The 24,586-nt window shown below is 73.0% G+C and carries 20 protein-coding genes and 1 pseudogene; 9 read left to right on the top strand and 12 right to left on the bottom strand.

All coding sequences use genetic code 11. The features are described from left to right. Positions 1–191: 191 nt before the first annotated feature. Genes J2S66_RS19385 through J2S66_RS19365 form a run of 5 tightly spaced genes read left to right on the top strand, consistent with a single transcriptional unit; the run spans position 192 to position 5,553 of the window. Complete coding sequence (locus J2S66_RS19385; protein ID WP_310308577.1) at positions 192–1,424, top strand: DUF1996 domain-containing protein; 1,233 nt, start codon at positions 192–194, stop codon at positions 1,422–1,424. Further along, positions 1,421–3,130 carry a discoidin domain-containing protein gene (locus J2S66_RS19380; protein WP_310308576.1) on the top strand — a complete coding sequence of 570 codons (1,710 nt, stop codon included), beginning with the start codon at positions 1,421–1,423 and terminating at the stop codon, positions 3,128–3,130. The genes J2S66_RS19385 and J2S66_RS19380 overlap by 4 nt, the downstream gene beginning before the upstream one ends. Before the next feature lie 55 nt (positions 3,131–3,185). Further along, a complete protein-coding gene (locus J2S66_RS19375; protein WP_310308575.1) occupies positions 3,186–4,181 on the top strand; it encodes a LacI family DNA-binding transcriptional regulator in 996 nt (331 codons plus the stop codon). A 33-nt stretch (positions 4,182–4,214) separates the two neighbouring features. Next, complete coding sequence (locus J2S66_RS19370) at positions 4,215–4,790, top strand: DUF305 domain-containing protein (RefSeq protein WP_310308574.1); 576 nt, start codon at positions 4,215–4,217, stop codon at positions 4,788–4,790. A gap of 40 nt (positions 4,791–4,830) precedes the next feature. After that, a complete protein-coding gene (locus tag J2S66_RS19365; RefSeq protein WP_310308573.1) occupies positions 4,831–5,553 on the top strand; it encodes a DUF998 domain-containing protein in 723 nt (240 codons plus the stop codon). Here the strand turns inward: J2S66_RS19365 and J2S66_RS19360 are convergent. Next, positions 5,517–7,127 carry an AMP-dependent synthetase/ligase gene (locus J2S66_RS19360; RefSeq protein WP_310308572.1) on the bottom strand — a complete coding sequence of 537 codons (1,611 nt, stop codon included), beginning with the start codon at positions 7,125–7,127 and terminating at the stop codon, positions 5,517–5,519. The genes J2S66_RS19365 and J2S66_RS19360 overlap by 37 nt on opposite strands. 45 nt (positions 7,128–7,172) lie before the next feature. Here J2S66_RS19360 and J2S66_RS19355 point away from each other — a divergent pair, with 45 nt between their 5' ends. The 3 genes from J2S66_RS19355 to J2S66_RS19345 all read left to right on the top strand — a co-directional run bounded on the left by J2S66_RS19355 (position 7,173) and on the right by J2S66_RS19345 (position 9,720). Then, on the top strand, positions 7,173–7,721 hold the full coding sequence (locus tag J2S66_RS19355; protein ID WP_310308571.1) for a TetR/AcrR family transcriptional regulator: 549 nt from the start codon (positions 7,173–7,175) through the stop codon (positions 7,719–7,721). A gap of 4 nt (positions 7,722–7,725) precedes the next feature. Then, entirely contained in the window at positions 7,726–8,133 is a 408-nt protein-coding gene (locus J2S66_RS19350; RefSeq protein ID WP_310308570.1) for a hypothetical protein, read from the top strand. Between the two features lie 141 nt (positions 8,134–8,274). After that, complete coding sequence (locus J2S66_RS19345; RefSeq protein ID WP_310308569.1) at positions 8,275–9,720, top strand: cellulase family glycosylhydrolase; 1,446 nt, start codon at positions 8,275–8,277, stop codon at positions 9,718–9,720. 82 nt (positions 9,721–9,802) lie between these two features. On the opposite strand, the gene J2S66_RS19340 is transcribed toward J2S66_RS19345, so the two are convergent. From J2S66_RS19340 to J2S66_RS19330, 3 genes are read right to left on the bottom strand one after another with little or no spacing between them, the layout of a single operon-like run. Then, positions 9,803–11,281 (bottom strand): glutamate-cysteine ligase family protein, encoded by a 1,479-nt coding sequence (locus tag J2S66_RS19340; RefSeq protein ID WP_310308568.1) that lies wholly within the window; start codon positions 11,279–11,281, stop codon positions 9,803–9,805. A 19-nt stretch (positions 11,282–11,300) separates the two neighbouring features. Next, positions 11,301–11,960: a 4'-phosphopantetheinyl transferase family protein gene (locus J2S66_RS19335; RefSeq protein WP_310308567.1), complete on the bottom strand. Its 660-nt coding sequence runs from the start codon at positions 11,958–11,960 to the stop codon at positions 11,301–11,303. Further along, entirely contained in the window at positions 11,957–12,802 is an 846-nt protein-coding gene (locus J2S66_RS19330; RefSeq protein WP_310308566.1) for a metallophosphoesterase family protein, read from the bottom strand. Before J2S66_RS19330 ends, J2S66_RS19335 begins: the two co-directional genes overlap by 4 nt. Positions 12,803–13,217: 415 nt before the next feature. Between J2S66_RS19330 and J2S66_RS19325 the strand changes: the two are divergent. Further along, positions 13,218–13,559 (top strand): annotated as a pseudogene (locus J2S66_RS19325) (transposase); the annotation flags it as partial. A gap of 115 nt (positions 13,560–13,674) precedes the next feature. Here J2S66_RS19325 and J2S66_RS19320 read toward each other — a convergent pair. From J2S66_RS19320 to J2S66_RS19285, 8 genes are all read right to left on the bottom strand, one after another. After that, the gene (locus J2S66_RS19320) at positions 13,675–14,847 is read right to left on the bottom strand and encodes a histidine kinase (protein ID WP_310308565.1); all 1,173 of its coding nucleotides are present in this window, start codon (positions 14,845–14,847) and stop codon (positions 13,675–13,677) included. Continuing rightward, positions 14,844–16,565, bottom strand: a complete 1,722-nt coding sequence (locus tag J2S66_RS19315) for a sodium/solute symporter (RefSeq protein WP_310308564.1) — start codon at positions 16,563–16,565, stop codon at positions 14,844–14,846. The genes J2S66_RS19320 and J2S66_RS19315 overlap by 4 nt, the downstream gene beginning before the upstream one ends. Beyond that, entirely contained in the window at positions 16,562–16,912 is a 351-nt protein-coding gene (locus J2S66_RS19310; protein ID WP_310308563.1) for a DUF485 domain-containing protein, read from the bottom strand. Before J2S66_RS19310 ends, J2S66_RS19315 begins: the two co-directional genes overlap by 4 nt. Before the next feature lie 53 nt (positions 16,913–16,965). Further along, positions 16,966–17,805, bottom strand: a complete 840-nt coding sequence (locus J2S66_RS19305) for a LytR/AlgR family response regulator transcription factor (protein WP_310308562.1) — start codon at positions 17,803–17,805, stop codon at positions 16,966–16,968. A 31-nt stretch (positions 17,806–17,836) separates the two neighbouring features. Beyond that, entirely contained in the window at positions 17,837–18,145 is a 309-nt protein-coding gene (locus J2S66_RS19300; RefSeq protein ID WP_310308561.1) for a hypothetical protein, read from the bottom strand. A gap of 126 nt (positions 18,146–18,271) precedes the next feature. Further along, positions 18,272–21,229 carry an AfsR/SARP family transcriptional regulator gene (locus tag J2S66_RS19295; protein WP_310308560.1) on the bottom strand — a complete coding sequence of 986 codons (2,958 nt, stop codon included), beginning with the start codon at positions 21,227–21,229 and terminating at the stop codon, positions 18,272–18,274. A 76-nt stretch (positions 21,230–21,305) separates the two neighbouring features. Then, positions 21,306–23,789 carry a DEAD/DEAH box helicase gene (locus tag J2S66_RS19290; RefSeq protein WP_310308559.1) on the bottom strand — a complete coding sequence of 828 codons (2,484 nt, stop codon included), beginning with the start codon at positions 23,787–23,789 and terminating at the stop codon, positions 21,306–21,308. A gap of 57 nt (positions 23,790–23,846) precedes the next feature. After that, positions 23,847–24,563 (bottom strand): tetratricopeptide repeat protein, encoded by a 717-nt coding sequence (locus J2S66_RS19285; protein ID WP_310308558.1) that lies wholly within the window; start codon positions 24,561–24,563, stop codon positions 23,847–23,849. Positions 24,564–24,586 lie beyond the last annotated feature (23 nt).

The raw sequence follows: 24,586 nt of genomic DNA, 5'->3' as shown, positions 1-24,586 counted from the left end.
CCGGCGGTGGAGCGCGGGTGGGTGAGAGAGCGCTCTCTGGCGTGGTGTCCCGGTACGACCGGAACCGGCCGCTTTCCTTGACTGATACAGGGGGCCGTCCTACGTTCCGCTGTGAGAGCGCTCTCCGAAACCCACTCGTAACGTCCTACGGAAGGGGAGTCGTGATCCCCACCATTCGCCGATGGCGTCGCATGGTCACAGCGCTCGCCGTCGCGGTCTCCGCCGCGTCGGTGGTGACCTTCGTCGCCTCACCCGCATCGGCGGCGCCGGAACTGCTGTCCCAGGGCAGGCCCGTGACCGCCTCCTCCGTCGAGAACGGCGGCACACCGGTCCAGGCCGCGGTCGACGGCAACACCGGCACCCGCTGGTCCAGCGCCGCCGCCGACCCCCAGTGGATCGCCGTCGACCTGGGCTCCGCCAAGCCGATCAACCAGGTCGTCCTGAACTGGGAGGCCGCCTACGCGCGGGCCTTCCAGCTCCAGACCTCCGGTGACGGCGCGAACTGGACCACGGTCCTCACCGCCGGCGGCACGGCGGGCGTCCAGACGCTCGCCGTGAACACCACCGCCCGCCACGTCCGCCTCTACACCACCCAGCGCGCCACGCAGTACGGCGTGTCGCTGTGGGAGTTCCAGGTCTTCGGCGACGCGGCCCCGTCCGGACCGATCGTGCGGGTGGCGGAGTTCCTCGCCGACTGCCCGTTCACGCACCGCCTGCCCGACGACCCGATCGTGGTGCCGAACCTGCCGGGCGCCTCGCACATGCACAGCTTCTTCGGCAACCGCACCACGAACGCCCACTCGACCGTCCAGTCGCTGCTGGCCGGCACGAGCAACTGCAACCCGTCCGTCGACCTGTCGTCGTACTGGGTGCCGACCCTGTACGCCGACGGCCAGGCCGTGGAGCCCACCGGCACCACGTTCTACTACCTGGGCGAGGGCGTGCGGGACGACGTGATCGCCCGCATCCAGCCGTTCCCGCTGGGCCTGCGGATCGTCGCCGGCAACGCCAAGGCCACCGCCCCGGACGCCACCACGATCTCCCGGTGGTCGTGCCTGCACGCGGGCCACGTGGGCGCGTCGAAGGACTTCGTCAACTGCCCGGCGGGCACGATGCTGGAGTCCTACCTCGACTTCCCGCAGTGCTGGAACGGCCGCGACCTGGACTCGGCCGACCACAAGAGCCACATGTCCTACCCGGTCGCGGGCACCTGCCCGTCGACGCACCCGGTGCCGGTCCCGAAGCTCCGCCAGGTGCTGCGGTACCCGGTCAGCGGCGACCCCGCGCGGTTCCGGCTGTCGTCCGGAGCGGGCTTCACCATGCACGGCGACTTCTTCAACGCGTGGCCCGAGGCCGAACTGGCCCGCCGGGTCCGCGACTGCATCAACCCCATCATCAAGTGCGGTGCGGACGGCCGGCCGTGAAGCGTCTGATCACCTCGCTCGCCCTGCTCGGCGCGCTGGTCGTGCCCGTCACCGCGCAGCCCGCCCGGGCGGCCGAGTGCGGCACGGCCAACGCGGCGCTCAACGCGCCGGTCACCGCCTCCTCGGTGGAGACCGGCAGCCCGTTCACCGCCGCCTCGGCGGTGGACGGGAACGCGGGCACCCGCTGGTCGAGCGCGTTCAGCGACCCGCAGTGGCTGCGCGTCGACCTGGGCGCGAGCCGCGAGGTCTGCGGCGCGACCCTGACCTGGGAGGCCGCCCACGCGACGGCGTTCCAGCTTCAGACGTCCGCCGACGGCACCGCGTGGACGACGGTCTACCAGACCACGACCGGGACGGGCGGCGTCCAGGACGTCGCCTTCACCGGCACGGGCCGGTACGTCCGCCTCCACACCACCGCCCGCGCCACCCAGTACGGCGTGTCGCTGTGGGAGTTCGCGATCCGCACCGGCACGGGCAACCCGCCCGGCGGGTCCGAGCGGCTGCTGTCGTACGACAAGCCGGCCACCGCCTCCTCGTTCCAGGACGACGGCGCGTGCCCCGGCTGCACCCCGGCCAAGGCGCTGGACCTCAACCCGGCGACCAGGTGGGCGACCAGCGCCACCACCGGCTGGGTGGACCCGGGCTGGATCTCCGTCGACCTCGGCGCGACCGCGCAGGTCAGCAAGGTCGTCCTCCAGTGGGACCCGGCGTTCGCCACCGGGTTCGAGATCCAGACCTCGGCCACCGGGTCGAGCTGGACCACGATCCACGCGGTCACCAACGGCACCGGGTTCAAGCAGACGTTCACCGTCTCGGGCACGGGTCGCTACGTGCGGGTGAACCTGACCAAGCGCAGCGGCCAGTACGGCTACTCGCTGTGGGAGTTCCAGGTCTACGGCACCGGCGGCAACCCCACCCCGCCGCCGGCGCAGGCACCGGACCCGGGCGCCCCGCTGCGGCTGGTGTGGAGCGACGAGTTCAACACCCCCGCCGGCACGAAGCCGGACGCCGGCAAGTGGCGCCCGGAGGTCGGCACCGGCCAGAACGCGGAGCTCCAGTACTACACGGACAACGACAACGCGTTCACCGACGGCGCGGGCAACATGGTGCTGGAGGCCAGGCGGCAGGTCACACCGGGTTCGGCGTGCCCGGTCGACCCGGTCAGCGGCAGCGGCACGTGCCAGTACACCTCGGCGAGGCTCATCACCGAGGGCAGGGCGTCGTGGACCTACGGGCGCATCGAGGCCAACATCAAGGTCTCGGGCACCAAGGGCCTCTGGCCCGCGTTCTGGATGCTCGGCAACGACATCTTCCAGGGCACCCCGTGGCCCGCCAGCGGTGAGATCGACATCATGGAGCACCTGGGCCGCGAACCGAACACCGCGTACCAGACGATCCACGGCCCGGCGTACTACGGCGGCGGCGGGATCGGCAACGTGAGGGACATCGGTCGGGACTACCGCGACGCGTTCCACCTGTTCCGGGTCGACTGGAACAGCCGGGGCATCATGTTCAGCATCGACGGCGTGACCGTCATCACCATCGACAAGGCGACGGTGGAGGCGACCCGCGGCCCGTGGGTGTTCGACAAGCCCTTCTTCATCCTCCTCAACAACGCGGTGGGCGGTGACTGGCCCGGTCCACCGGACGCCACCACGGTCTTCCCGCAGCGCATGCTGGTCGACTACGTCCGCGTCTACCAGTGACGGCGCGGTGCGGCCCCGCCTCGGCGGGGCCGCACCGCCCGGTATAAAGACTGGCGTGGACCGCAGACCAGTCACGTTGGAAGAGGTCGCGCGGGTCGCGGGCGTTTCCCGGGCCACGGTGTCCCGGGTCGTCAACGGGGTCGCCACGGTGGACCGGGAGCTGCGCCAGGTCGTCGAGAGGGCCATCTCCACGACCGGCTACGCGCCCAACCGCGCGGCGCGCTCGCTCGTCACCCGACGGGCCGGCGCGGTCGGCCTCGTCCTGCCGGACGAGGGCCGCACCCTGCACGACCCGTACTTCGGCCGGGTGGTCAGCGGCGTGATGCCGGTGATCCGGCCGCTGGGCGTGCAGCTGGTGCTCACCACCACCGACCCCGGCGGCCACCAGGAGGTGGTCGACGACGTCCGGCAGCGCAGGCTGGACGGCGTGATCCTGATCCACACGCACGGCGCGGACCCGCTGCCGCGCCTGCTGACCGAGGCGAACCTGCCGGTCGTGCTGGCCGCCCGCCCGCTCCGGCCGATGGCGATCACCTACGTCGACGTCGACCAGGCCGCGGGCGCGGCGCTGGCCGTGGACCACCTGGTGGACCGCGGCTGCCGCCGGCCGGCGACCATCACCGGTCCGCTGGACGCGCCCGCCGGCCAGGACCGGCTGCGCGGGTTCCGCGAGGCGGTGGCCCGGCACGGCCTGCCCGAGCCGCTGGTCGTCGAGGGCGACTTCTCCCGCGAGGGAGGGGCCGCCGCGGCCCGCCGGCTCGCCGGGGAGGTGTTCGACGGCCTGTTCGTCGCCTCGGACCTGATGGCGACCGGCGCGCTGCCGGTGCTGCGCAACCGCGGGCTGCGGGTGCCCGAGGACGTGAAGGTCGTCGGCTTCGACGACAGCAGCCCCGCGGTCGAGTGCGACCCGCCCTTGACCACGGTGCGCCAACCCGTGGAGGACATGGCGGCCGAGATGGCCCGGTTGCTCGTCGAGCGCGTCGAGCGGCCGGACCGCCCGAACGCCTCCGTCGTGTTCGCCCCGACCCTCGTGGTCCGCCGGTCCAGCTAGCCGTCCACGCGCTCACCGTCCCCGGGAGTGCTCGTGCGCCGGTCGCTCGTCCTGTCCTCGCTGGTCACCGCGTTGGTCGCCTGTTCCCCGGCGCCGCCCGCGACGTCACCCACCACCGCGCCGCCCGTCCCCGCGCCGGCCACCGCGGCGTCCCCCACCGGGACGGGCGGCCTGAGCGCCACCGATACCGCCTACGCGCAGCTGGCGATCCCGCAGGTCGAGTCCGCCCTGCCGCTGCTCGACCTGGTCGCCGCGCGGTCGGGCGACCCGGCGCTCACCGCGCTGGTGGCCGAGGTCGGCGGCGGGCACCGCGCGGAGCTGGCACGGCTGCGCGCCGTCCTCGCGGACGCCGGCGTGGCCTACCTGGACGAGCACCGCGGGCACGACATGCCGGGCATGGTCACCGCGGACGAGGTCGAGGCCGCCGGCCGGCTGACCGGCGCGGACTTCGACGCGCGGGCCCGCGCGCTGCTGCGCGCCCACTTCGAGGAGTCGGCGACCGTCGCCAGGGCCGAGCTGGCCGCCGGGAGCGACGCCGCGCTGCTCGCGCTGGCCGGCGACCTGGACGGGGCGCGCCGCGGCTACCTGGCGAAGCTGTCGGGTTCCTGAACGGCGGAACACAGCGCGGTCGCCGTCCGTTTTGCCCGGTGTGCTGACCGACGGCCCCGCCACCACCCGTTCCCCGGCCCGCGTCCTCGCCCTCTCCGGCGCGGTCGCCGTCGTGCTGACCGTCGTCCTGGTGGGCGGCCTCGACCTCGTCCGGCTCTCCGACTCGGCCCACCACCTGCGCCGCACGATCAGCGAGTACGCCCTCGGCCCCTACCGCTGGGTGTTCGACACCGGCGTGGTGCTGCTCGTGCTCGGGTCGCTCGCGATCCTCGCGGTGCTGGTCGGCCGGGGCGTGACCCGGTGGAACTCGGCGGGCGCGATCGCGTTCGCCGCGTGGTCGGTCGGCCTGACCCTGGTGGTGGTCTTCCCCAAGAACAACTGGGCGGTCGGTCCCAGCATGAGCGGCAGCATCCACCGCTTCGGCAGCATGCTCGCGTTCGTCAGCCTGCCGATCGCCGCCATGCTGCTGGCCCGCCCCTGGGTGCGCGACGCCGCGTGGGGCGCGCACGCCCGCCGGGCGTTCGGGTTCGGCGCGCTGTCCGCGCTGGCGTTCACCCCGCTGCTGTACGCGCTCCTGGTCGACGCCGTCACCGGCACGTCGTGGTGGCGGGTGTTCCCGCTCGGCTACATCGAGCGGGTGCTCGTGCTCACCGAGGTCGTGGCGGTGTTCGTGGTCGGGGTGTGGGCGTGCGCGGTGTCCTCCCGCCCACGCCCGGTCCCGGCCGGTCAGCCCCGGTACAACCCGTCCAGCACGTCCCGGTAGCGGCCCTCGATCTCCTTGCGCCGCATCTTCAGGCTCGCGGTGAGCGTGCCGTCCTCGACGCTGAAGTCCTTCGGCAGCACGGCGAACCTCTTGACCGTCTCGTGCCGGGCGAGCTTGGCGTTGGCCGCCTCGACGGCCCGGCCGACCTCGGCCTCCGCGTCCAGGTCGGCGGGCGCGGTCTCGGCGTCGATGGTGACCAGCGCGACGCAGTAGTTGCGCTGGTCGCCGTGCACCAGCACGTTGCCGATGTACGGGCTGCCCACCTTCACCAGGCCCTCCACGGACTGCGGCGCGACGTACTTGCCGCCGGAGGTCTTGATCAGCTCCTTCTTGCGGTCGGTGATCCGCAGCCGGCCGTCCTCGTCCAGCTCGCCGATGTCGCCGGTGTGCAGCCAGCCGTCCACCAGCGCCTTGGCCGTCTCCTCGGGCAGGTTGCGGTAGCCGCGCATGATCCCGCGCCCGCCGATCAGCACCTCGCCGTCCTCGGCGATGCGCACCCCGGTGCCCGCCAGCGGCGTGCCGACCGTGCCGAGCCGGTTGTCGCCGGGCCGGTTCACGAAGCTCGCCGCCGCCGACTCGGTGAGGCCGTAGCCCTCCAGGATCGTGATGCCCGCGTGCTCGAAGAACTCGCCCACCGGCCGGGACAGCGGCGCGGAGCCGGACACGAAGTACTTGATCCGGCCGCCGACGCGCTCGCGCAGCTTGCTGAACACGAGCTTGTCGGCGATGGCGCGGCGGACCTTCCACTCGGGGTGCTCGGCGACCCGCAGCGCCCAGTCGAACAGCGCCGCCTTCACCCCGCCCGCCTCGCGCATCGACGCGACCACCCGCTGGTGGATCTTCTCGAAGATGCGCGGCGCGGCGGCCACCACGGTCGGGCGCAGCTCGGCCAGGTTCGCCGCGATCCGGTCCACGTCGCCGTCCACGGCGGTCGGCGCGCCGGTCGCGATCAGGCCCACCTGGAGCACCTTGCCGAACGCGTGGGACATCGGCAGCCACAGGAAGTGCAGATCGTCCAGGCCGAGCACGCCCACGTCGGCGATGGCGTCGGCGGTGTGCAGCCAGTTGTCGTGCGTCAGCTCCACGCCCTTCGGCGTGCCGGTCGTGCCGGAGGTGTAGATCAGCGTGGCCAGCCGATCGGGGGTCAGCTCGTCGACCATGGCGTCGTAGTCGCCCTCGACGGCGTCCGGCTCCCAGTCGGGGGCGACGACCTCCACGTCCACCCGGTCCGCGAGGCCCGGGTCGGCGACCACGAGCACGCTGCCGGAGTCGCGGAGGATGTGCTCCACGTCCTGCGGCGTGCTGCTGGGGTAGATGGTCGTCGTCACGCCGCCCGCCGCGAGCACCGCCAGGTCGGTGATGATCCAGTCGACGCTGGTGGCCGCCATGATCGCCACGCGCGCCTCGTCGCGGATGCCCAGCCGCCGGAAGCCCAGCGCCTTGACCCGCACCCGCTCGGCCACCTCGGCCCAGGTCAGCGACGTCCAGGTGTCGCCGTCGCGGCGGCGCAGCGCCTCGCGGTCCGGGGTCGCGCGGACCCGCTCGCGCAGCAGGTCGGGGATCGAACGGGCCACGGTGCCTCCTCTGGAGCGACGCTCTAGAGCGGTACTCTAGCCCTCGTGAGGACGACCAGTCGGCGGGCCGTGCTCGACGCGGCGCTCGAACTGGTCGCCGAGGGCGGGCTGGACGCCGTCACGATCAGCGCGCTGACCGCCCGGTCGGGCGTGTCCAACGGCAGCGTCTACCACCACTTCGGCAGCCGGTCGGGCCTGTTCGCGGTGCTGTACCGGGAGAGCTTCGAGCACTGCGTGACGACCCTGCTGCCCGCCCTGGAGCACGACGAGCCGGAACGGGCGGTGCGCGAACTCGTGGCCCGCTACCTGGGCTGGGTGGCCGGTGACACCGGCCGCGCCCGGTTCCTCTACGCCGCGCCGCTCACCGCCGGCCCGGCCGTGAAGGCGTCGGTGTTCCAGCCGGTCGCCGCCTGGTTCGCCGCCCGCGCCGAGGAGGGCGCGCTGCGCCCCTACCCGGCGTGGGCGCTGGACCCCGTCGTGATGGGGCCGGCCCACGAGTGCGCCCGCCGGCACCTCGCCTACGGCTTCGACCTGGGCGCGTGCGCGGAACCCGTCGCCGATGCGGTGTGGGGCGCGGTCGCGCCCGTAGGGTGATCGCATGGCCACTTGGGGCGACCTAGCCGCGTACGTCCACGACACGTACGACGTGATCTCCGAGAACGAGGACGAGATCCGCATCCTGTTCAACTTCGAGCAGTTCGACGAGGACGACGAGCGGACGCAGGTGATCATCCTGGTGCGCGAGGTGCTCGACAAGTTGCACGAGTGGGTGCAGATCGCCTCGCCGATCGGGCTCGCGTCGAAGGTGGACCTGTCCGCGTTCCTCACCGAGGTCGGCAACTCGACCATCGCGTGCGGCGCGGCGATCATGGGCGACCACGTCGTGCTGCGGCACTCGCTGCCCTTGAAGGACCTCGACATCCACGAGTTCACCGACCCGTTGGCGCTGCTCGCGGGCACGGCGGACCGGCTGGAGGAGACCTTCTTCGGCGGCGACGACTACTGACGCCGGGCGGGGCCGCGGGGGACCGCCCGTGTTGACAGCGGCTCCCGGGGATGCTGTGATCCTGGCAACAGATAGGAAACTTTCCTAACTGACACGCCGCCGCCGTGTTCACCCCGTCCCCGTCCCCGTGGGAGGCACCCCGTGGCACCCCGTACGCGCTGGCTGGCCACAGCCGCCGCGGCATCCCTGCTCGCCGTCCCCGCGCCCGCCCTCGCCGCCGCCACCGCCGCGGCCGAGCCGGTCGCGCAGGCCGTCACCCAGCACCAGGCCGAGAACGCCTCGATCTCCAGGGGCCTGGTCGAGTCCAACCACGCCGGCTACACCGGCGGCGGTTTCGTCAACTACGACAACGCGGCCGGCTCGTACGTCGAGTTCACCGTCACCGCCGCCACCGCCGGTCCGGCGACCCTGACCCTCCGGTACGCCAACGGCAGCACCGCCGACCGCCCCCTGGCCATCACCGTCAACGGCACGGCCGCCGCCGGAGCCCTCCCGTTCACCGCCACCGGCGCGTGGAGCACGTGGGCGACCAGGACGACCCCGGTGACCCTGGCCGCGGGCGCCAACCGCATCCGCGCCACCGCCACCACCGCCGCCGGCGGCCCCAACCTCGACCGCCTCGACGTGGAGACCGGCACGGCCCAGGCCGGCCGCCCCGCCGACGTCAACGGGCAGCTGCGGGTGTGCGGCACCAAGCTGTGCAACCAGTACGGCAAGCCGATCCAGCTGCGCGGCATGTCCACGCACGGCATCCAGTGGTACTCGCAGTGCGTGAAGCCCGCGTCCCTCGACGCCCTCGCGAACGACTGGGGCGCCGACGTCCTGCGCATCTCGATGTACGTGCAGGAGGGCGGGTACGAGACCGACCCGCGCAGGTTCACCGACCTGGTGCACGGCTACATCGAGGAAGCCACCAGGCGCGGCCTGTACGCCCTCGTGGACTGGCACCAGCTCGACCCCGGCGACCCGAACGCGAACATCGCCCTGGCGCGCACGTTCTTCACCGAGATCGCCTCGCGCCACAAGAACAAGACGAACATCATCTACGACATCGCGAACGAGCCGAACAACGTCTCGTGGGCCGGCATCAAGTCCTACGCGGAGCAGATGATCCCGGTGATCCGGGCGCAGGACCCGGACGGCGTCGTGTTCGTCGGCACCCACGGCTGGGGTTCGCTGGGCATCTCCGACGGGCGCAGCGAGCAGGACATCGTCTCGAACCCGATCAACGCCACGAACTTCATGTACACGTTCCACTTCTACGCCGCCTCGCACCAGGACGAGTACTTCGCCGCCCTGTCGCGCGCGGCGGCCCGGCTGCCGATCTTCGTGACCGAGTTCGGCACCCAGACCTACACGGGTGACGGCGGCAACGACTTCGCGTACAGCCAGAAGTACCTGGACTTCCTGGCGGCGAACAAGATCGGCTGGACGAACTGGAACTTCTCCGACGACTTCCGCTCGGGAGCCGTGTTCAAGGAGGGCACCTGCGCCGGGTCGAACTTCACCGGCACGGGCGTCCTGAAGCCCGCCGGCGTCTGGGTCCGCGACCGGATGCGCACGCCGGACGACTTCCCGACGAGCTGACCACCACCCCGCGGGGCGGGTCGTGCCGACGCGCGCGACCCGCCCCGCGCGTCCGGGAGCGCCCAGCGGGTCCGGGAGACCCTCAGCCCACCGGCCACGTGTGCACCGGCTCGTTCGTGTGCATCAGGTCCCGGTAGGTCCGCAGCATCCGGCGCAGCGCCTCGGGCCGGTCCAGCGCCGTGTGGTCGTAGTGCCGGTGGAACACCCGTGCCTGCCACGTCGCGCCGTTGACCCCGGTCAGGCACCGCTGCTCGACCACGCCCAGCAGCCGGTCCCGGTCGTCCGCCTCGACCCTCAGCTTCGCCAGTCCCTCGTGGGCCAGCGGCAGCAGGCGCCTCAGCACCAGCTCCGCCACCGGCACCGTGCCCAGGCCCGGCCAGTAGACCTGCGCGTCGATGCCGTGCCGCGCGCCCGCCAGGAAGTTCTCCTCCGCCGCGCTGAACGACATCTGCGACCACACCGGGCGCTCCTCCTCGGCCAGCATCCGCACCAGGCCGTAGTAGAACGCCGCGTTGGCCAGCGTGTCGACGACCGTCGGGCCGGCGGGCATCGTCCGGTTCTCCACGCGCAGGTGCGGCTTGTCGCGCACCACGTCGTACACCGGCCGGTTCCAGCGGTAGATGGTGCCGTTGTGCAGGCGCAGTTCGGCGAGCGACGGCGTGTCGCCGCGCTCCAGCACCTGCACCGGGTCCTCCTCGTCGCAGATCGGCAGCAGCGCCGGGAAGTACCGCACGTTCTCCTCGAACAGGTCGAAGATCGACGTGATCCACCGCTCGCCGAACCACACCCTCGGCCGGACGCCCTGCTCCTTCAGCTCGTCGCTGCGGGTGTCCGTGGCCTGCTGGAACAGCGCGATCCGGGTCTCCCGCCACAGCTCCTTGCCCAGCAGGAACGGCGAGTTCGCGCCCACCGCCACCTGCACGCCCGCGATGGCCTGCGCCGCGTTCCAGTACGCCGGGAACGAGTCCGGCGACACCTGGAGGTGGAACTGCGTCGACGTGCACGCGCCCTCCGGCACGATCGAGTCGGCCGTCATCTGGAGCCGCTCGACGCCGTCGATCGAGATGTGGAGGTCCTCGCCGCGCGCCGCCAGCACCTGCTCGTTGAGCAGCGCGTAGCGGGGGCTGCCGGACAGCGCGCCCACGGCCAGGTGCTTGGCCTGGAGCGTCGGCAGGATGCCGATCATCACCATGTGCGAGCCGGTCGCCGACGCCTTGTGCTCGGCCTCGTTGAGCGAGTCGCGCACGACGGTCTCGAACTCGGTGATCCCGCCCGCCGTGAGCTGCCGGGGCGCGACGTTGATCTCCAGGTTCCACTGGCCCAGCTCGGTGACGAAGTCCGGGTCGGCGATCGCCTCCAGGGCCTCCGCGTTGCGCATCGCCGGGTCGCCCGCGCCGTCCACCAGGTTCAGCTCGATCTCCAGCCCGGTCATGGGCCGGTCGAACTCGAACCGCGACTCGCGGAGCATCCGGGCGAACACGTCCAGGCAGCGCCGCACCTTGGTGCGGTACCGCGTGCGGTCATCGCGGGTGAACTCGTGCCGCCCGACCTCGTCGCCCATGTCTGCTCCTCGCCGATGATCAGCGCGCGGGTACCGCGATCGCGGTCACCACAAACCCCTCCCTGGCCAGCCAGCGGCCGGTGAACCCGTCCAGGGTGGTCCCGTCCACGACCGGGTGGTCGATGAGGACGCGCGCGCTGAACGTGCCGTCGTCGGGGTTGATGGTCACCTCGGCGTCCTCGAACCCCAGCCACGCCCGCGTCAGCGGGAACCACGCCTTGTAGACCGTCTCCTTCGCGCTGAACAGCAACCGGTCCCAGGCGACCTTGTCGCCCGCCGCGCGCAGCGCGGGCATCCTGGCCAGCTCGCCGGGCACGGCGATGGCCTCCAGGACGCCCGCCGGCGTCGGCTCGTTCGGCTCGGCGTCGATGCCGATGGTCCACACCTCGCCGACGCGCCCCACGGCCGCCGCCCGGTAGCCCCGGCAGTGCGTGATGCTGCCGACGACGCCCGCCGGCCACGTCGGTTCGCGGTTGGGGCCGGGCAGCAGCGGCACGGGGGCGTGGCCGAGGCCCGCGAGCGCGGCGCGCGCGCAGTGCCGCCCGGTCGCGAACTCCTTGCGCCTCTTGTCCACGGCCTTGGCGACGTGCTCCTCCTCCTCGGGGAACAGCACCACCCCGTCGGGGTCGCCGAAGTAGTCGACCGCCGAGATCGGCGGCGGCAGCAGGTCGGTGATCACCGGGCATCCCCCTCGCGCAGCACGTCCAGCAGCGGCGCCGCGGTCCAGCCGCGCGGCTGCCACTCGCGCGGGTAGCCCAGCGACACCTCGTCGAAGCGCACGCCGTCCTTGCGGATGGTCCGCGGGATGTGCAGGTGGCCGTACACCGCCGCCGCCGCCCGGAACCGCACGTGCCAGTCCGCGGTCTTCTCGGTACCGCACCACAACGCGAATTCGGGGTACCGCAGCACGAACGTGGGATCACGGACGAGTGGCCAGTGGTTGATCAGCACCGTCCGCAACGACGGGTCCACCGCCGACAACCGCCGTTCCGTCTCCTCCAGGCGTGCCGCGCACCACGCCTCGCGGCTCGGGTACGGGTCGGGGTGCAGGAAGTACTCGTCGGTGCAGATGACCCCGGCCTCCTGCGCCACGGCCAGCGCGGACGCCTTGTCGGTCGTCCCGGCCGGGCGGAACGTGTAGTCGTAGAGCGTGAACAGGGGCGCCACCGCCACCGGGCCGCCCGAACCCTCGAACACCGGGAACGCGTCCTCGGGGGTGTGCACGCCCAGGCCGCGGCACAGCTCCACCAGCTGCTTGTAGCGCACCTCGCCGCGCGACTGCACCGGGTCGTCCTTGGTCGTCCACAGCTCGTGGTTGCCGGGCGACCAGACCACTTCGGCGAACCGCCCGCGCAGCACCCCGAGCGCCCACTCGACGTCGTCGAACTTCTCCGCCACGTCACCGGCGACGATCAGCCAGTCGTCGGGGGAGTGCGGTCGAATCGCTTCGACGAATTGCCGGTTCTGCTGGTAGGTCACGTGCAGGTCGCTCGTCGCGAGGAGGCGTGGCGGGGTGGTCACACCGCGAGCGTATCCCCGGCGGACGGCCTCGGGGAGTGACCGCTCATCCGCTCGTCGCTCCCGCGACGCCGTTCGGCGGGGAACGGGGGGCCGCGTGACGCTCGTCCGTCCCGTTCGGCGCGTGTTCCCTTACCCGTGAGCGTCCGACTTCCTAGCGTGATGGGCATCACGACAGTCCTGGGCGGAGGACCTGATGAGCAACCACGTACGACCTGTTCAACCGTTCGGGCGAACGGTGGGCGCCGAAATCGCCCGCCAGGTGCAGCACCACCCGCACCCGGCGGTGGCACCCCGGAGGACCGACGACGCCGCCCTGGCCATGTTGCTGCGCGCCCGCCAGCGCGGCGACGCCCAGAGGCAGGAGCCGTGGGTCCGCCGGGCGCCGGAAGCGCCTCCCCGCCCGCCGCACGCCGACGTGATCGAGCAGTTGGCGGTGCGGCTCGTGCCGCCGGGCCTGTGGGCCGCGGTCGAACCGCTCATCCCACCCGCGAAGGTCCGCCGCCAGGGCGGCGGCCGGGGCCGGGTGTCGGACCGGGCGATCTTCACGGCGATCGTGTTCGTGCTGACCAGCGGCTGCGCCTGGCGGCACCTGCCCGCGACGTTCGGCGTGACCGTGCCGACCGTGCACCGGCGGTTCCAGGAGTGGACCGAGGCGGGCCTGTGGCTGCGCCTGCGCCGGGTGGTCGCGGACGGCACGTCCGACGACTCCGAGTGGCTGGGGCTGGTCCTGGACGCCGCGGAACGACGCGGCGCCCGCGCGGCCGGCTAGGCGGCACCGGCCGGAACCCCCGGCCGGGCACGAGGGGTGACGGGCGTCCCGCGCCGGACCGGGACGTCCGCCCACCCGCGTCGCCCCCGAGCGGCCCGGGGCGCTACGCGTGCACGCCCGCCGAGTACTTCGGCACCCGAACGCTGATCTTCGTGCCCAACCCCTGCGCCGTCTCCACCACGAGCCCGTAGTCGTCGCCGTAGCAACGCCTCAACCGCTCGTCGATGTTGCCCAGGCCGATCCCCGCCGTCGCGCCGACCTGCCCCGCCAACGTCCGGCGCAGCGCCTCCGGGTCCATGCCGATGCCGTCGTCCTCGATGGTGATGTGCGCCTCCTCGCCCGCGTCGGCGGCGAGGATCGTGATGTGGCCCGGACCGGCCTTGCCCTCCATGCCGTGCCGCACGGCGTTCTCCACCAGCGGTTGCAGGCAGAGGAACGGCACGGTCACCGGCAGCACCTCGGGCGCTATCTGGAGCGTCACCTTCAGCCGCTCGCCGAACCGCGCCCGCTCCAGGGCCAGGTACTGGTCGATCGACTTCAGCTCCTCCGACAGCGTGGTGAAGTCACCGGCCCGGCGGAACGAGTAGCGGGTGAAGTCGGCGAAGTCCAGCAGCAGCGTGCGCGCCCGCTCCGGGTCGGTCCGCACGTACGACGCGATGGCCGACAGCGAGTTGTAGATGAAGTGCGGCGAGATCTGGGCGCGCAGCGCGCGCACCTCCGCCTCCACCAGCCTGGTCCGCGACCGGTCCAGCTCGGCCAGCTCCAACTGCCCCGACGCCCAGCGCGCCACCTCGTTCGTCGCCCGCACGAGCCCCGCCGACGCCTCCCGGCTGTAGGCCGCCAGCACGCCCACCACCCGGCCCTCCACGGTCAGCGGCGCCAGCACCGCCGTGTGCACCGGGCAGTCCGCCGTCGCGCAGGCGATGTCGAACGCCCGCGTGCGACCGGTGGCGAACACGTCCCGCGCCAGCTCCATCACCTCGCCCGCGTGGCGCTCGCCCGCACCCTCCCAGGCGACCACCGCGGTCTCGTCGGTCAGCGCCAGCGCGGGCGTGCCGAGCAGCGTCCGCAGGTGCTTGGCCGACTTCTTCGCCGCCTCCGGCACGAGCCCGGCGCGCAGCGGCGGCGCGGCCGACCACGCCGTGTGCAGCGTCTCGAACGTGATCCGCTGCTCGTTGGTGAGGAAGTCGTTGCGGGACAAGGATTTCCGCCACAGCACGACCACCACGGCGAGCCCGGCGAGCAGCACCGCGCCCACCGTCCACAGCGCCGTCACAACCGGTCCTGGCTGCGCAGGCCCAGGTTCTCCGGCGCGTGCAAGCGCACCATCACGTGGTTCACCCCCGGTGGCACCCTGCGCGGTGTCAGCAGCGACACCGCGAACATCACGACGAACCCGAGCGGCACGGTCCACGCCGCGGGCCGGGCCAGGAACACGTGGTACCACTCCCCGGAGCCGCCCGCGCTGATCGTCACCAGACCGGCCACGAGCGCGGGCACGCCACCCGCGAGCATGCCGGCCACCGCGCCGGCCGTGGAGATCCGGGTGCTCCAGATCCCCAGCACCAGCAGCGGGCACAGCGACGACGCCGCCACCGCGAACGCCAGGCCCACCATGTCCGCCACCGGCACCTTGCCCACCAGCAGCGTCATGCCCAGCGGCACGAGGATCGCCAGCACCGTCGACAGCCGGAACCCGCGCACCGACCGCAGCCGCAGCACGTCCCGGCTCAGCACGCCGGCCAGCGACACCATCAGGCCCGACGAGGTGGACAGGAACGCCGCGAACGCGCCACCGGCCACCAGCGCGCCCAGCAACTGCCCGCCGAGGCCGTCGATCACCCGGCTCGGCAGCGCCAGCACCACCGCGTCGGTGTCGCCGGTCATCAGCAGCTCCGGCGTGTAGAGCCGGCCGAGCGCGCCGTAGATCGGCGGCATCAGGTAGAACAGGCCGAGCATGCCCAGCACGATCAGCGTGGTCCGCCGCGCCGCCCGGCCGTTCGGGTTGGTGTAGAAGCGCACGATCACGTGCGGCAGGCCCATCGTGCCCAGGAACGTGGCGATGATCAGCGAGTACACCGCGTACAGCGGGAACCGCTCGCCGCCGCGCATCGGCAGCGCCCACACCTCGTTGGTGGTCGACGGGATCGACCGCACGTGCGGCACCGCCGACCCCTCCGAGAACGTCAGGCGCGACCCGGCGGCCACGGTGTGGTCGCCCACCGCCAGCGCGCCGCCGCCCTGGACTCGCTGCCCGTCGACGACGCCCGTCCCGCTGAACGGCGTGGTCTCGGAGACGTGGAACGCGGTGGCGGTGTCGAACGACACCGTCGTGCGCTCGGGGAACTCGGGGAACTCCGGCCCGGCCAGCCCCTGCGCGCCGTGCGCGTGCCACGCCAGCACCAGGAACACCACGGGCACCGCGATGGCGGTCAGCTTGAGCCAGTACTGGAACGCCTGCACGAACGTGATGCTGCGCATCCCGCCGGAGATGACGTTGACCGTCACCACGGACGCCACCAGCAGCGCCCCCACCCAGTCCGGCGCGCCCGTCACGTACTTCAGCGTCAGGCCCGCGCCCTGGAGCTGCGGCAGCAGGTAGAGCCACCCGATGCCCAGCGCGAAGCCCGACGCCACCGCGCGCACCACCGGTGAGGCGAACCGGGCCTCGGCGAAGTCCGGCAGGGTGTAGGCGCCGCTGCGCCGCAGGGGAGCGGCCACCAGCGCCAGCAGCACCAGGTAGCCGGCCGTGTAGCCGACCGGGAACCACAGCATGTCCGGGCCGTGCGCGAAGATCAGCCCGGCGATGCCGACGAACGACGCCGCCGACAGGTACTCGCCGCCGATCGCCGAGGCGTTCCACCACGGCGACACCGTCCGCGAGGCGACGAAGAAGTCCGACGTGGTGCGGGAGATCCGCAGGCCGTAGGTGCCGATGGTGACCGTGCCGACGACCACGACCAGGACGGCGATGATGCCGTAGGTGCTGCTCACGAACGTTCCACCAGCTCCGCGAACTCCCGCTCGCCGCGCTCGGCCTGCCGGACGTAGAACCAGCCGGCCAGCACGAACACCGGGAACACCAGCACACCCAGCAGCAGCCACGGCAGCGGCAGGCCCAGCAGGCGCCGCACGGCGATCGACGGCGCCAGCGTGAACACCAGCGGCAGGGCCGCGACGCTGCCGCACACCACCGCGCACAGCAGCAGCCCGAGCCGCCGCTGGGTGCGGATCAGCGACCGCATGTAGACCGCGCCCAGCTCGCTCTGCTCGTCGATCTCCCGTGACGCCGGGTACGGGCGGTGCGCGCGCGGCGCGCGGGTGCGGGGGCTCGTCACCACCACCCGCTGCTTCGGCGGGACGGGCGGATGCGAGCCGGGGGAGCCCGGGCCGGTCACAGCGGCTGCCGGTTGCGGCGCACCAGCAGCTGCCGCAGGTGCCGGGCGTGCCGCCGGCTCACCGGCAGCACCGCGCCCCCGATGTTCACGCTCAGGTGGCCGTCCTCCAGGCGCAGCTCGTCGATGTGCCCCAGCGACACCAGGTGGCTGCGGTGGATGCGCACGAAACCGGCCGACCGCCAGCGCTCCTCCAGCCCGTTGAGGGCGGCGCGGACCAACCCGCTGCCGGTCGCGGTGTGCAGGCGGGCGTAGTCGCCGTGCGCCTCCACGTACCGGATGTCGGCGAGCCGGATGAACCGCGTGATGCCGCCGAGTTCCACCGGGATGACCTCGTCGCCCACGTCGGGCGTTTTCTCCGCGGGCGCGGCGGGCGCGGGTTCCGGGGATTTCGAATCGAGCACCTCGTGCACGATCCGGTGAACCGACTCGGCCAGGCGTTCCGGCCGCACGGGCTTGAGGAGGTAATCGAGCGCTTTCAACTCGAATGCCTCGACCGCGGGTTCCTGGTGCGCGGTGACGAACACGATGGGCGGCGGCTGCGCGAACCGCGACAGCACGCGCGCCAGGTCCAGCCCGTCCAGCCCGGGCATCCGGATGTCGAGGAACACCGCGTCCACCGGCTGTCCGGCGTCCATGGCCCGGTGCAGCGTGCGCAGCGCCTTCGTCGCGTCACCCACCGCCTCCACGTGCGCCACCCGCGGGTCGCGGCGCAGCAGGTACACGAGGTCGTCCAGGGCCGGGGCCTCGTCGTCCACCGCGAGCACCCGCAGCGTCCGTTCGAGCGCCCCGCGGCGCTCCGGGCCCTCGCAGAGGGGGCAGGGGAGTCCTGAGGTCATGGAGTTCCAATGCGGTGGTCGGCGTCGTCGATCAGACCAGTGGACGCCCATCCTCACCCGCGGGGGTGGCCAGAGGCAATGACCGCCGCGCCGCCTGCGCGTCACCCAGCGTCATCTCCAGCTCCAGGAACGCCTCCTCGGCCCGCCGCGCCGCCAGCGACACCGACGCCGCCGCCGCGCTGCCCACGAACCGGCGGGTGGGCTCCTGCAACCGGCGCACCACCTCGGACCACTCGTCGGCCATCCGCGCCAGTTCCGTGAGCGCCGACACCAGTTCGTCGGGACCCCGGGGCACCCCCTCCGCGATCCGCGCCAGGGCGACGTGCGGATCGGTCGTCATGGGTTCCCCCCAACACGCTCACGAAGCATCGAAACCCGATGTTCTCGCCCGTCGTGGAAGAGGTCAACAACACGGGAGAGTGGTCTCAGTCGGCGTCGCATTCCGAAACACCGCGGAAACGCGTTCTCAGGTCGAATCGTCGAGCGCCCGGTCGATCATCCGCTCGAAGGCGCCGAAACCGCCGCGCACGGCCAGTTCCCGGCCGACGCGGGCGTGGTGGAGGGCCTCGTCGCGGCGGCCGTCGGCGGCCAGGGCGCGGACCAGGTGGGTGTGCGAGCGGACCACGCCGTAGGCGTACTCGCAGGACCCCGCCAGCTCCAGGGCGCGCAGGTGGGCGGCCACGGCCCGGGTCGGCTTGCCCAGGTGGCGCAGGACCAGGCCGAGGGCGTTGTGCACCTCGGACTCGATGCGCGGGCTGCCGCCCAACTCCTGGACCAGCGCCAGGGCGCGCTGGGCGGTGCGCAGGGCCTCCGGGTGCTCGCCGCCCAGGCAGAGGGCCGCGGCGAGGTGCGCCGTGCCCTCGGCGCGGGCGTGCCGGGCGCCCGTGCGGTGCCAGGAGGCCAGCGCGCCGCGCAGCAGGTCCACGGCCCGCGGGTAGTCGCCCGTCGCGGTGTGGCACCGGGCCAGCAGGGCCGCGCAGGTGGCCTCCACGTTCGCGCCGTCCACCGCCCGCGCCAGCTCCAGGCCCCGCGCCAGCAGGTCGGCCGCGCCCTCCGGGTCGCCGCGCAGCAGGCGCAGCGCGCCCCTGCCCGCCAGCACGCCGATCCGCACGTGCGGCCCCGCCCAGTCCGCCCCGACCAGCGCCTCCAGCCGGTCGAACGACGCCGCCGCGGCCGCGAAGTCGGCCAGCTCCAGGTTCACCACGCCGTCCAGGCCGGTGTGCAGCCACACCAGCCGGCCGTCGACCGGCCGGGCCTCGCGCAGGTAGCGCTGCGCGAGGCGCAGGTTGCCGAGGTTGCGGTGCTCGGCGGCCAGCCACACCAGCATCGACGTCTCCGCGTCGTGCTCGCCCGCCGCACGGGCCGCGCCGAGGGCCGCGTCGATGGCGTGCAGGAACTCCACGTGGTGCCCGTGCGAGCCGAAGTACCCGCTGACCGCGTCGATGAGCCGCCACGACAGCTCGCGCGGCCCCTGCTCCGCGCAGTGCTCGACCGCAGCCAGCACGCTCGCCCGCTCCGCGGCCAGCCACGCCCGCGCCACGTCGGGGCTCAGCCTCGGCGGCCCGGACACGCCCAGCTCCGGGTACAGCACGTCACCGACCTCGACCGCGGTGCGCAGGTACCAGTCGAACAGCCGCCGCCGCGCCGACGCCAGGTCCTCGCCCGCCGCGAGGGCCCGCTCGGCCGCGTAGTCGTGCAGCAGGTCGTGCACCGCGAACCGGTCCGCCCCCACCCGCTGCACGAGGTGCGCCGACGCCAGGTCCTCCAGCAGCCTGCGCGCCACCGGCTCGGGGGCGTCCAGCAGCGCCGCCGCGCCGAACACGCTGAAGTCGGGCCCCGGCAGCAGCCCGGTCAACCGGAACAGCCGCGCCGCGTCGGGCGTCAGCGCGCCGTAGGACAGGTCGAACGCCCGCCGCACGGCCGCCGTGTCGTCGTTGTCCACGGCCAGCGCGGACAGCCGGTCGCCGTCGCGCAGGTCGTCCACGTAGGCCGCGATGTCCAGGTGCGGCGCGCCGACCAGGTTCCCCAGCGCGATCCGCAGCGCCAGCGGCAGGTAGCCGCACAACCGGGCCAGCTCGCTGATCGCGTCGAACTGCGCCACCGCCGCCTCCGGCCCCAGCGAGCGGGCCAGCAGCTTCCACGCCTCGTCGCCGCGCAGCACGTCCAGCCGCACCGTCGTCGCCCGCAGCGGGCGGCGCGGCTCGTTGCGGCTGGTCACCAGCACCGAGCAGCCGGGGTCGTCGGGCAGCAGCGGCAGCACCTGCTCGACCGAGGCGGCGTTGTCCAGGGTGACCAGCACCCGTCGACCGCGCAGCCGTGCCCGGTAGGCGCGCACCAGTTCCGCCTCGTCCACCGGGATGTGGTCGGACCGCACGCCCATGGCCCGCAGGAACCGCGCCAGCACCGCGGACGTGCTCGGCGGCGGCGACGTCGAGTGCCCGCGCAGGTTCACGTACAGCTGCCCGTCCGGGTACCGGTCGCGCACCGCGTGCGCCACCGAGATCGCGAACGCCGTCTTGCCCACCCCCGGCGGCCCGCACACCACGACGGTCGCCGCCGCGCGCGTCAGCAGCCCCTCCACCCGGGTCATCTCCGCGGCCCGGCCCACGAAGTTCCCGACCGGCGCGGGCAGCTGCGACACCGGCGCCCACCTGTTCGTCGCCGGCTGGTGCAGCGCCGGGTCGCCGGTGAGGATCGCGTGGTGCACCGCGCGCAGCGAGTCGCTCGGGTCCACGCCCAGCTCGCGCGCCAGCGCCGTGGACGCCTGCCGGTACGCGTCCAGCGCGTCGGCCTGCCGGTCCGCCCGGTACAGCGCCACCATCAGCTGCGACCAGAACCGCTCCCGCAGCGGGTGCCGGGAGGTGAGCCGGCGCAGGTCGGCGATCACCTCCTCGCACCGCCCCAGCAGCAGCTTCACGTCCACCAGCTCGGACGTCACCCGCAGCCGCCGCTCGGCCAGGTTCGGCGCCTCGGACTCGTGCAGCGACTCCGACGGCACGTCGGCCAGCGGCGCGCCGCGCCAGCAGTCCAGCGCGTCCTCGTAGGCCGTGCACGCCGCCGCGAAGTCGCCCGCCGCCGCCAGCGCCGCGCCCCGCGCGGACCACTCCTCGAACCGGTGCAGGTCCAGCGCGCCGGGCGGCACGTCGAGGCGGTAGCCGGTGGGCGTGGTGCGGATCAGCTGCGGCTCGCCGAGCGCGCGGCGCAGCCGCATCACGTACACCGGCAGGGTCTGCCCGGCGCGGTCCGGCGGCGACTCGCCCCACACCCGGCGGATCAGGTCGCTCGCGGGCACGGACCGGTTCGCGCCCAGCAGGAGGGTGGCCAGGACGATGCGGTGCTTGGCGGCGGTCACCGGGACGGGCCGGCCGTCGCGGCGGACCAGCAGCGGTCCCAGCACGCCGAACTCGTCCTGCGACAGCGTCACCCGCCTCCGTTCACACCGACCGACCCTGGGACATGCTGGTGCTCCCGCCAGTACCGGAGTACCACCGGATGGCCCCCTACAGCCTCCCGACCTCGGTGATGTGCAGGGCGGCCGTGCCCAGCTCGTCGGACTCGGTCAGGTCCACCTCGGCGCTGAACCCCCAGTCGTGGTCCTTCGCCGGGTCGTCGAAGATCTGCCGCACCAGCCAGCGCTCCGGCTCGACGGTGATCACCAGCATCGCCGGGCCGCGCGCGTCGGGACCCAGGCCGATCTCGTCGTGCTCCTCGAAGTACGGGTCCAGCGCGTCCTGCCACTCCTCGGCGGTCCACCCCGAGTCGCCGTCGAGCTGACCCAGCTCGTAGTAGTTGCGCCGCGCGGCCAGCTCGACCCGCCGGAACAGGGCGTTGCGCACCAGCACGCGGAACGCGCGCAGGTTCCGCGTGACACCCGGCGGCACGTCGTCCTGCACCGTCTTCTCGGGGTCGTCGGACGGGTTCCGCAGCTTCTCCCACTCGTCGAGCAGGCTGGAGTCCACCTGCCGCACGAGCTCGCCGAGCCACTCCTGGAGGTCGTTCAGCTCCTCCGTCTTCGCGTCCTCGGGCACGGTCTGCCGCAGCGCCTTGTAGGCGTCGGCCAGGTACCGCAGCACCAGCCCCTCGGACCGCGCGAGCTGGTAGTGCGACACGTACTCGGCGAACGTCATGGCCCGCTCGAACATGTCGCGCACCACGGACTTCGGCGACAGGTGGTGGTCGGCGACCCACGGGTGGCCGCGCCGGTAGGTGGTGAACGCGGCCTCCAGCAGCTCCTGGAGGGGCTTCGGGTACGTCACCTCCTCCAGCAGCTCCATCCGCTGGTCGTACTCGATGCCCTCGGACTTCATCGCCCCGATGGCCTCACCGCGCGCCTTGTGCTCCTGCGCCGACAGCACCTGGCGCGGGTCGTCCAGCGTCGACTCCACGACCGACAGCACGTCGAGCGCGTACGACGGCGACTCCTTGTCCAGCAGTTCGACGGCGGCCAGCGCGAACGGCGACAGCGGCTGGTTGAGCGCGAAGTTCACCTGGAGGTCCACGGTCAGGCGGATGTCGTCGCCCTGCCGCTCCACCACGCCCGCCGCCAGCAGCCCCCGGTACATCTGGATGGCGCGCAGGATGTGGCGGCGCTGCGCCGGCCGGTCCTCGTGGTTGTCCTCCAGCAGGTGGCGCATCGCGGCGAACGCGTTGCCCTGCCGGCCGATGACGTTGAGCAGCATCGCGTGGCTGACCTGGAAGCTGGAGGTCAGCGGCTCGGGTTCGGCGTTCTTGAGCCGCTCGAACGTCTGGTCGCTCCACGACACGAAGCCCTCGGGCGCCTTCTTGCGCACCACCTTGCGCCGCTTCTTCGGGTCGTCACCGGCCTTGGCCAGCGCCTTCTCGTTCTCCACGACGTGGTCGGGCGCCTGCACCACGACCGTGCCCACGGTGTCGTAGCCCGCGCGGCCGGCGCGTCCAGCGATCTGGTGGAACTCGCGCGCCTTGAGGTGCCGGGTGCGCTGCCCGTCGTACTTCGACAGCGCGGTGAACACCACCGTGCGGATCGGCACGTTGATGCCGACGCCGAGCGTGTCCGTGCCGCAGATGACCTTCAGCAGGCCGGCTTGGGCGAGCTGCTCGACCAGCCGCCGGTACTTCGGCAGCATGCCCGCGTGGTGCACGCCGATGCCGTGCCGCACCAGCCGCGACAGCGTCTTGCCGAACCCGGACGTGAAGCGGAACCGGCCGATCATCGCCGCGATGGCGTCCTTCTCGGCGCGCGTGGCGACGTTGACGCTCATCAGCGACTGGGCGCGTTCCAGGGCGGACGCCTGGGTGAAGTGCACGACGTAGACGGGGGCCTCGCGGCCGTGCAGGAGTTCCTCGATCGTCTCGTGCAGCGGCGTGGTGACGTACTGGAAGTTCAGCGGGACCGGGCGCTCGGCGGAGCGGACCGTCGTCGTCGTGCGGCCGGTGCGCCTGGCCAGGTCCTTCTCGAAGAACGAGACGTCGCCCAGCGTCGCCGACATCAGCAGGAACTGCGCCTGCGGCAGCTCGATCAGCGGCACCTGCCACGCCCAGCCCCGGTCGGGCTCGGAGTAGAAGTGGAACTCGTCCATGACGACCTGGCCGACGTCGGCCGCCGTGCCGTCGCGCAGCGCGATGTTGGCCAGGATCTCGGCCGTGCAGCAGATGACGGGCGCGGTCTCGTTGACGCTCGCGTCGCCGGTCATCATGCCGACGTTCTCCGCGCCGAACGTCTCGATGAGCGCGAAGAACTTCTCGGAGACCAGCGCCTTGATGGGCGCGGTGTAGAACGTCCGCTTGCCCTCGGCCATCGCGGCGAAGTGCGCGCCGGTCGCGACCAGCGACTTCCCCGAGCCGGTCGGGGTGCTGAGGATGACGTTCGAGCCGGAGACGATCTCGATGAGCGCCTCCTGCTGCGCCGGGTACAGCGACAGCCCCCGGTCGGACGCCCACTCGGCGAACGCGTCGTAGAGGAGGTCGGGCTCGGGGGTGGGCGGCAGCCGGTCGGTGAGAGTCATCGCAGGCAGAGCATAGTGGCAACCCGGGTCGGGGGACGTCGGCGTGATCGCCGGTGGTCAGCCGGGGCGGCCGAACTCGCCGGCGCCCACGGCCACCGGTTCCGGCAGCGGCGAGCCGACCTCCATCGCCCACAGCAGCGCGTGCACCTCGGTCGCGGCCTCGCCGTCGAGGTCGGACAGGGCGGCGGTGAACCACTCGCGCGCGCCGGCGTCGTCGCCCCGCGCCCGTGCCGCCCGGCCCAGCAGGACGCGGCACCCGGCGCGCTCGCAGCGCGCGTCCGGGTCGTCGGAGTACTCGCCGTACACCTCATCCGCGCGGGTGAGGCGCCTGATCGCGGACGGCAGGTCGCCCGCGCGCAGCGCCACCGCGCCCATCTCCCGGTACGCCCAGGCCACGCCGATGCGGTGGCCGTGCGAGACCTGCCAGTCCGCCACCTCGGCCAGGCACCACACGACCTGCCCTGGCAGGTCACGGGCCAGGTAGACGACGGCGAGCGCGTCCAGCGCGCCCAGGTGGCCGTCGAGGTTGTCCGGCGACGGTTCCTCCTGGCAACGCGCCCGCCACACGCCCACCCGCCGCCTCCCGAGCTCGGTCGCCGCCACCAGTTCGCCCCGGGCGACGTGCCGGTCGGCCGCGAAACCGAGCAGCGCGGACACCTCCTCCGAGGTGGGGAAGCGGTCCGCCAGTTCGAGGGTCAGGTCGTGCGGAACCGCGCCGGACGCCCAGAGCCCGCCGACCACTCCGATCGCCGCGGAAACGTCCCCCTCGGCCATGCGTTGCTTTGCCGCAACGATTT

The organism is Saccharothrix longispora (genome assembly GCF_031455225.1).
Taxonomy (GTDB): Bacteria; Actinomycetota; Actinomycetes; order Mycobacteriales; family Pseudonocardiaceae; genus Actinosynnema; species Actinosynnema longispora.
The sequence above is the reverse complement of the archived record's forward strand: the minus strand, read 5'-3'. Positions and strand labels throughout refer to the sequence as shown.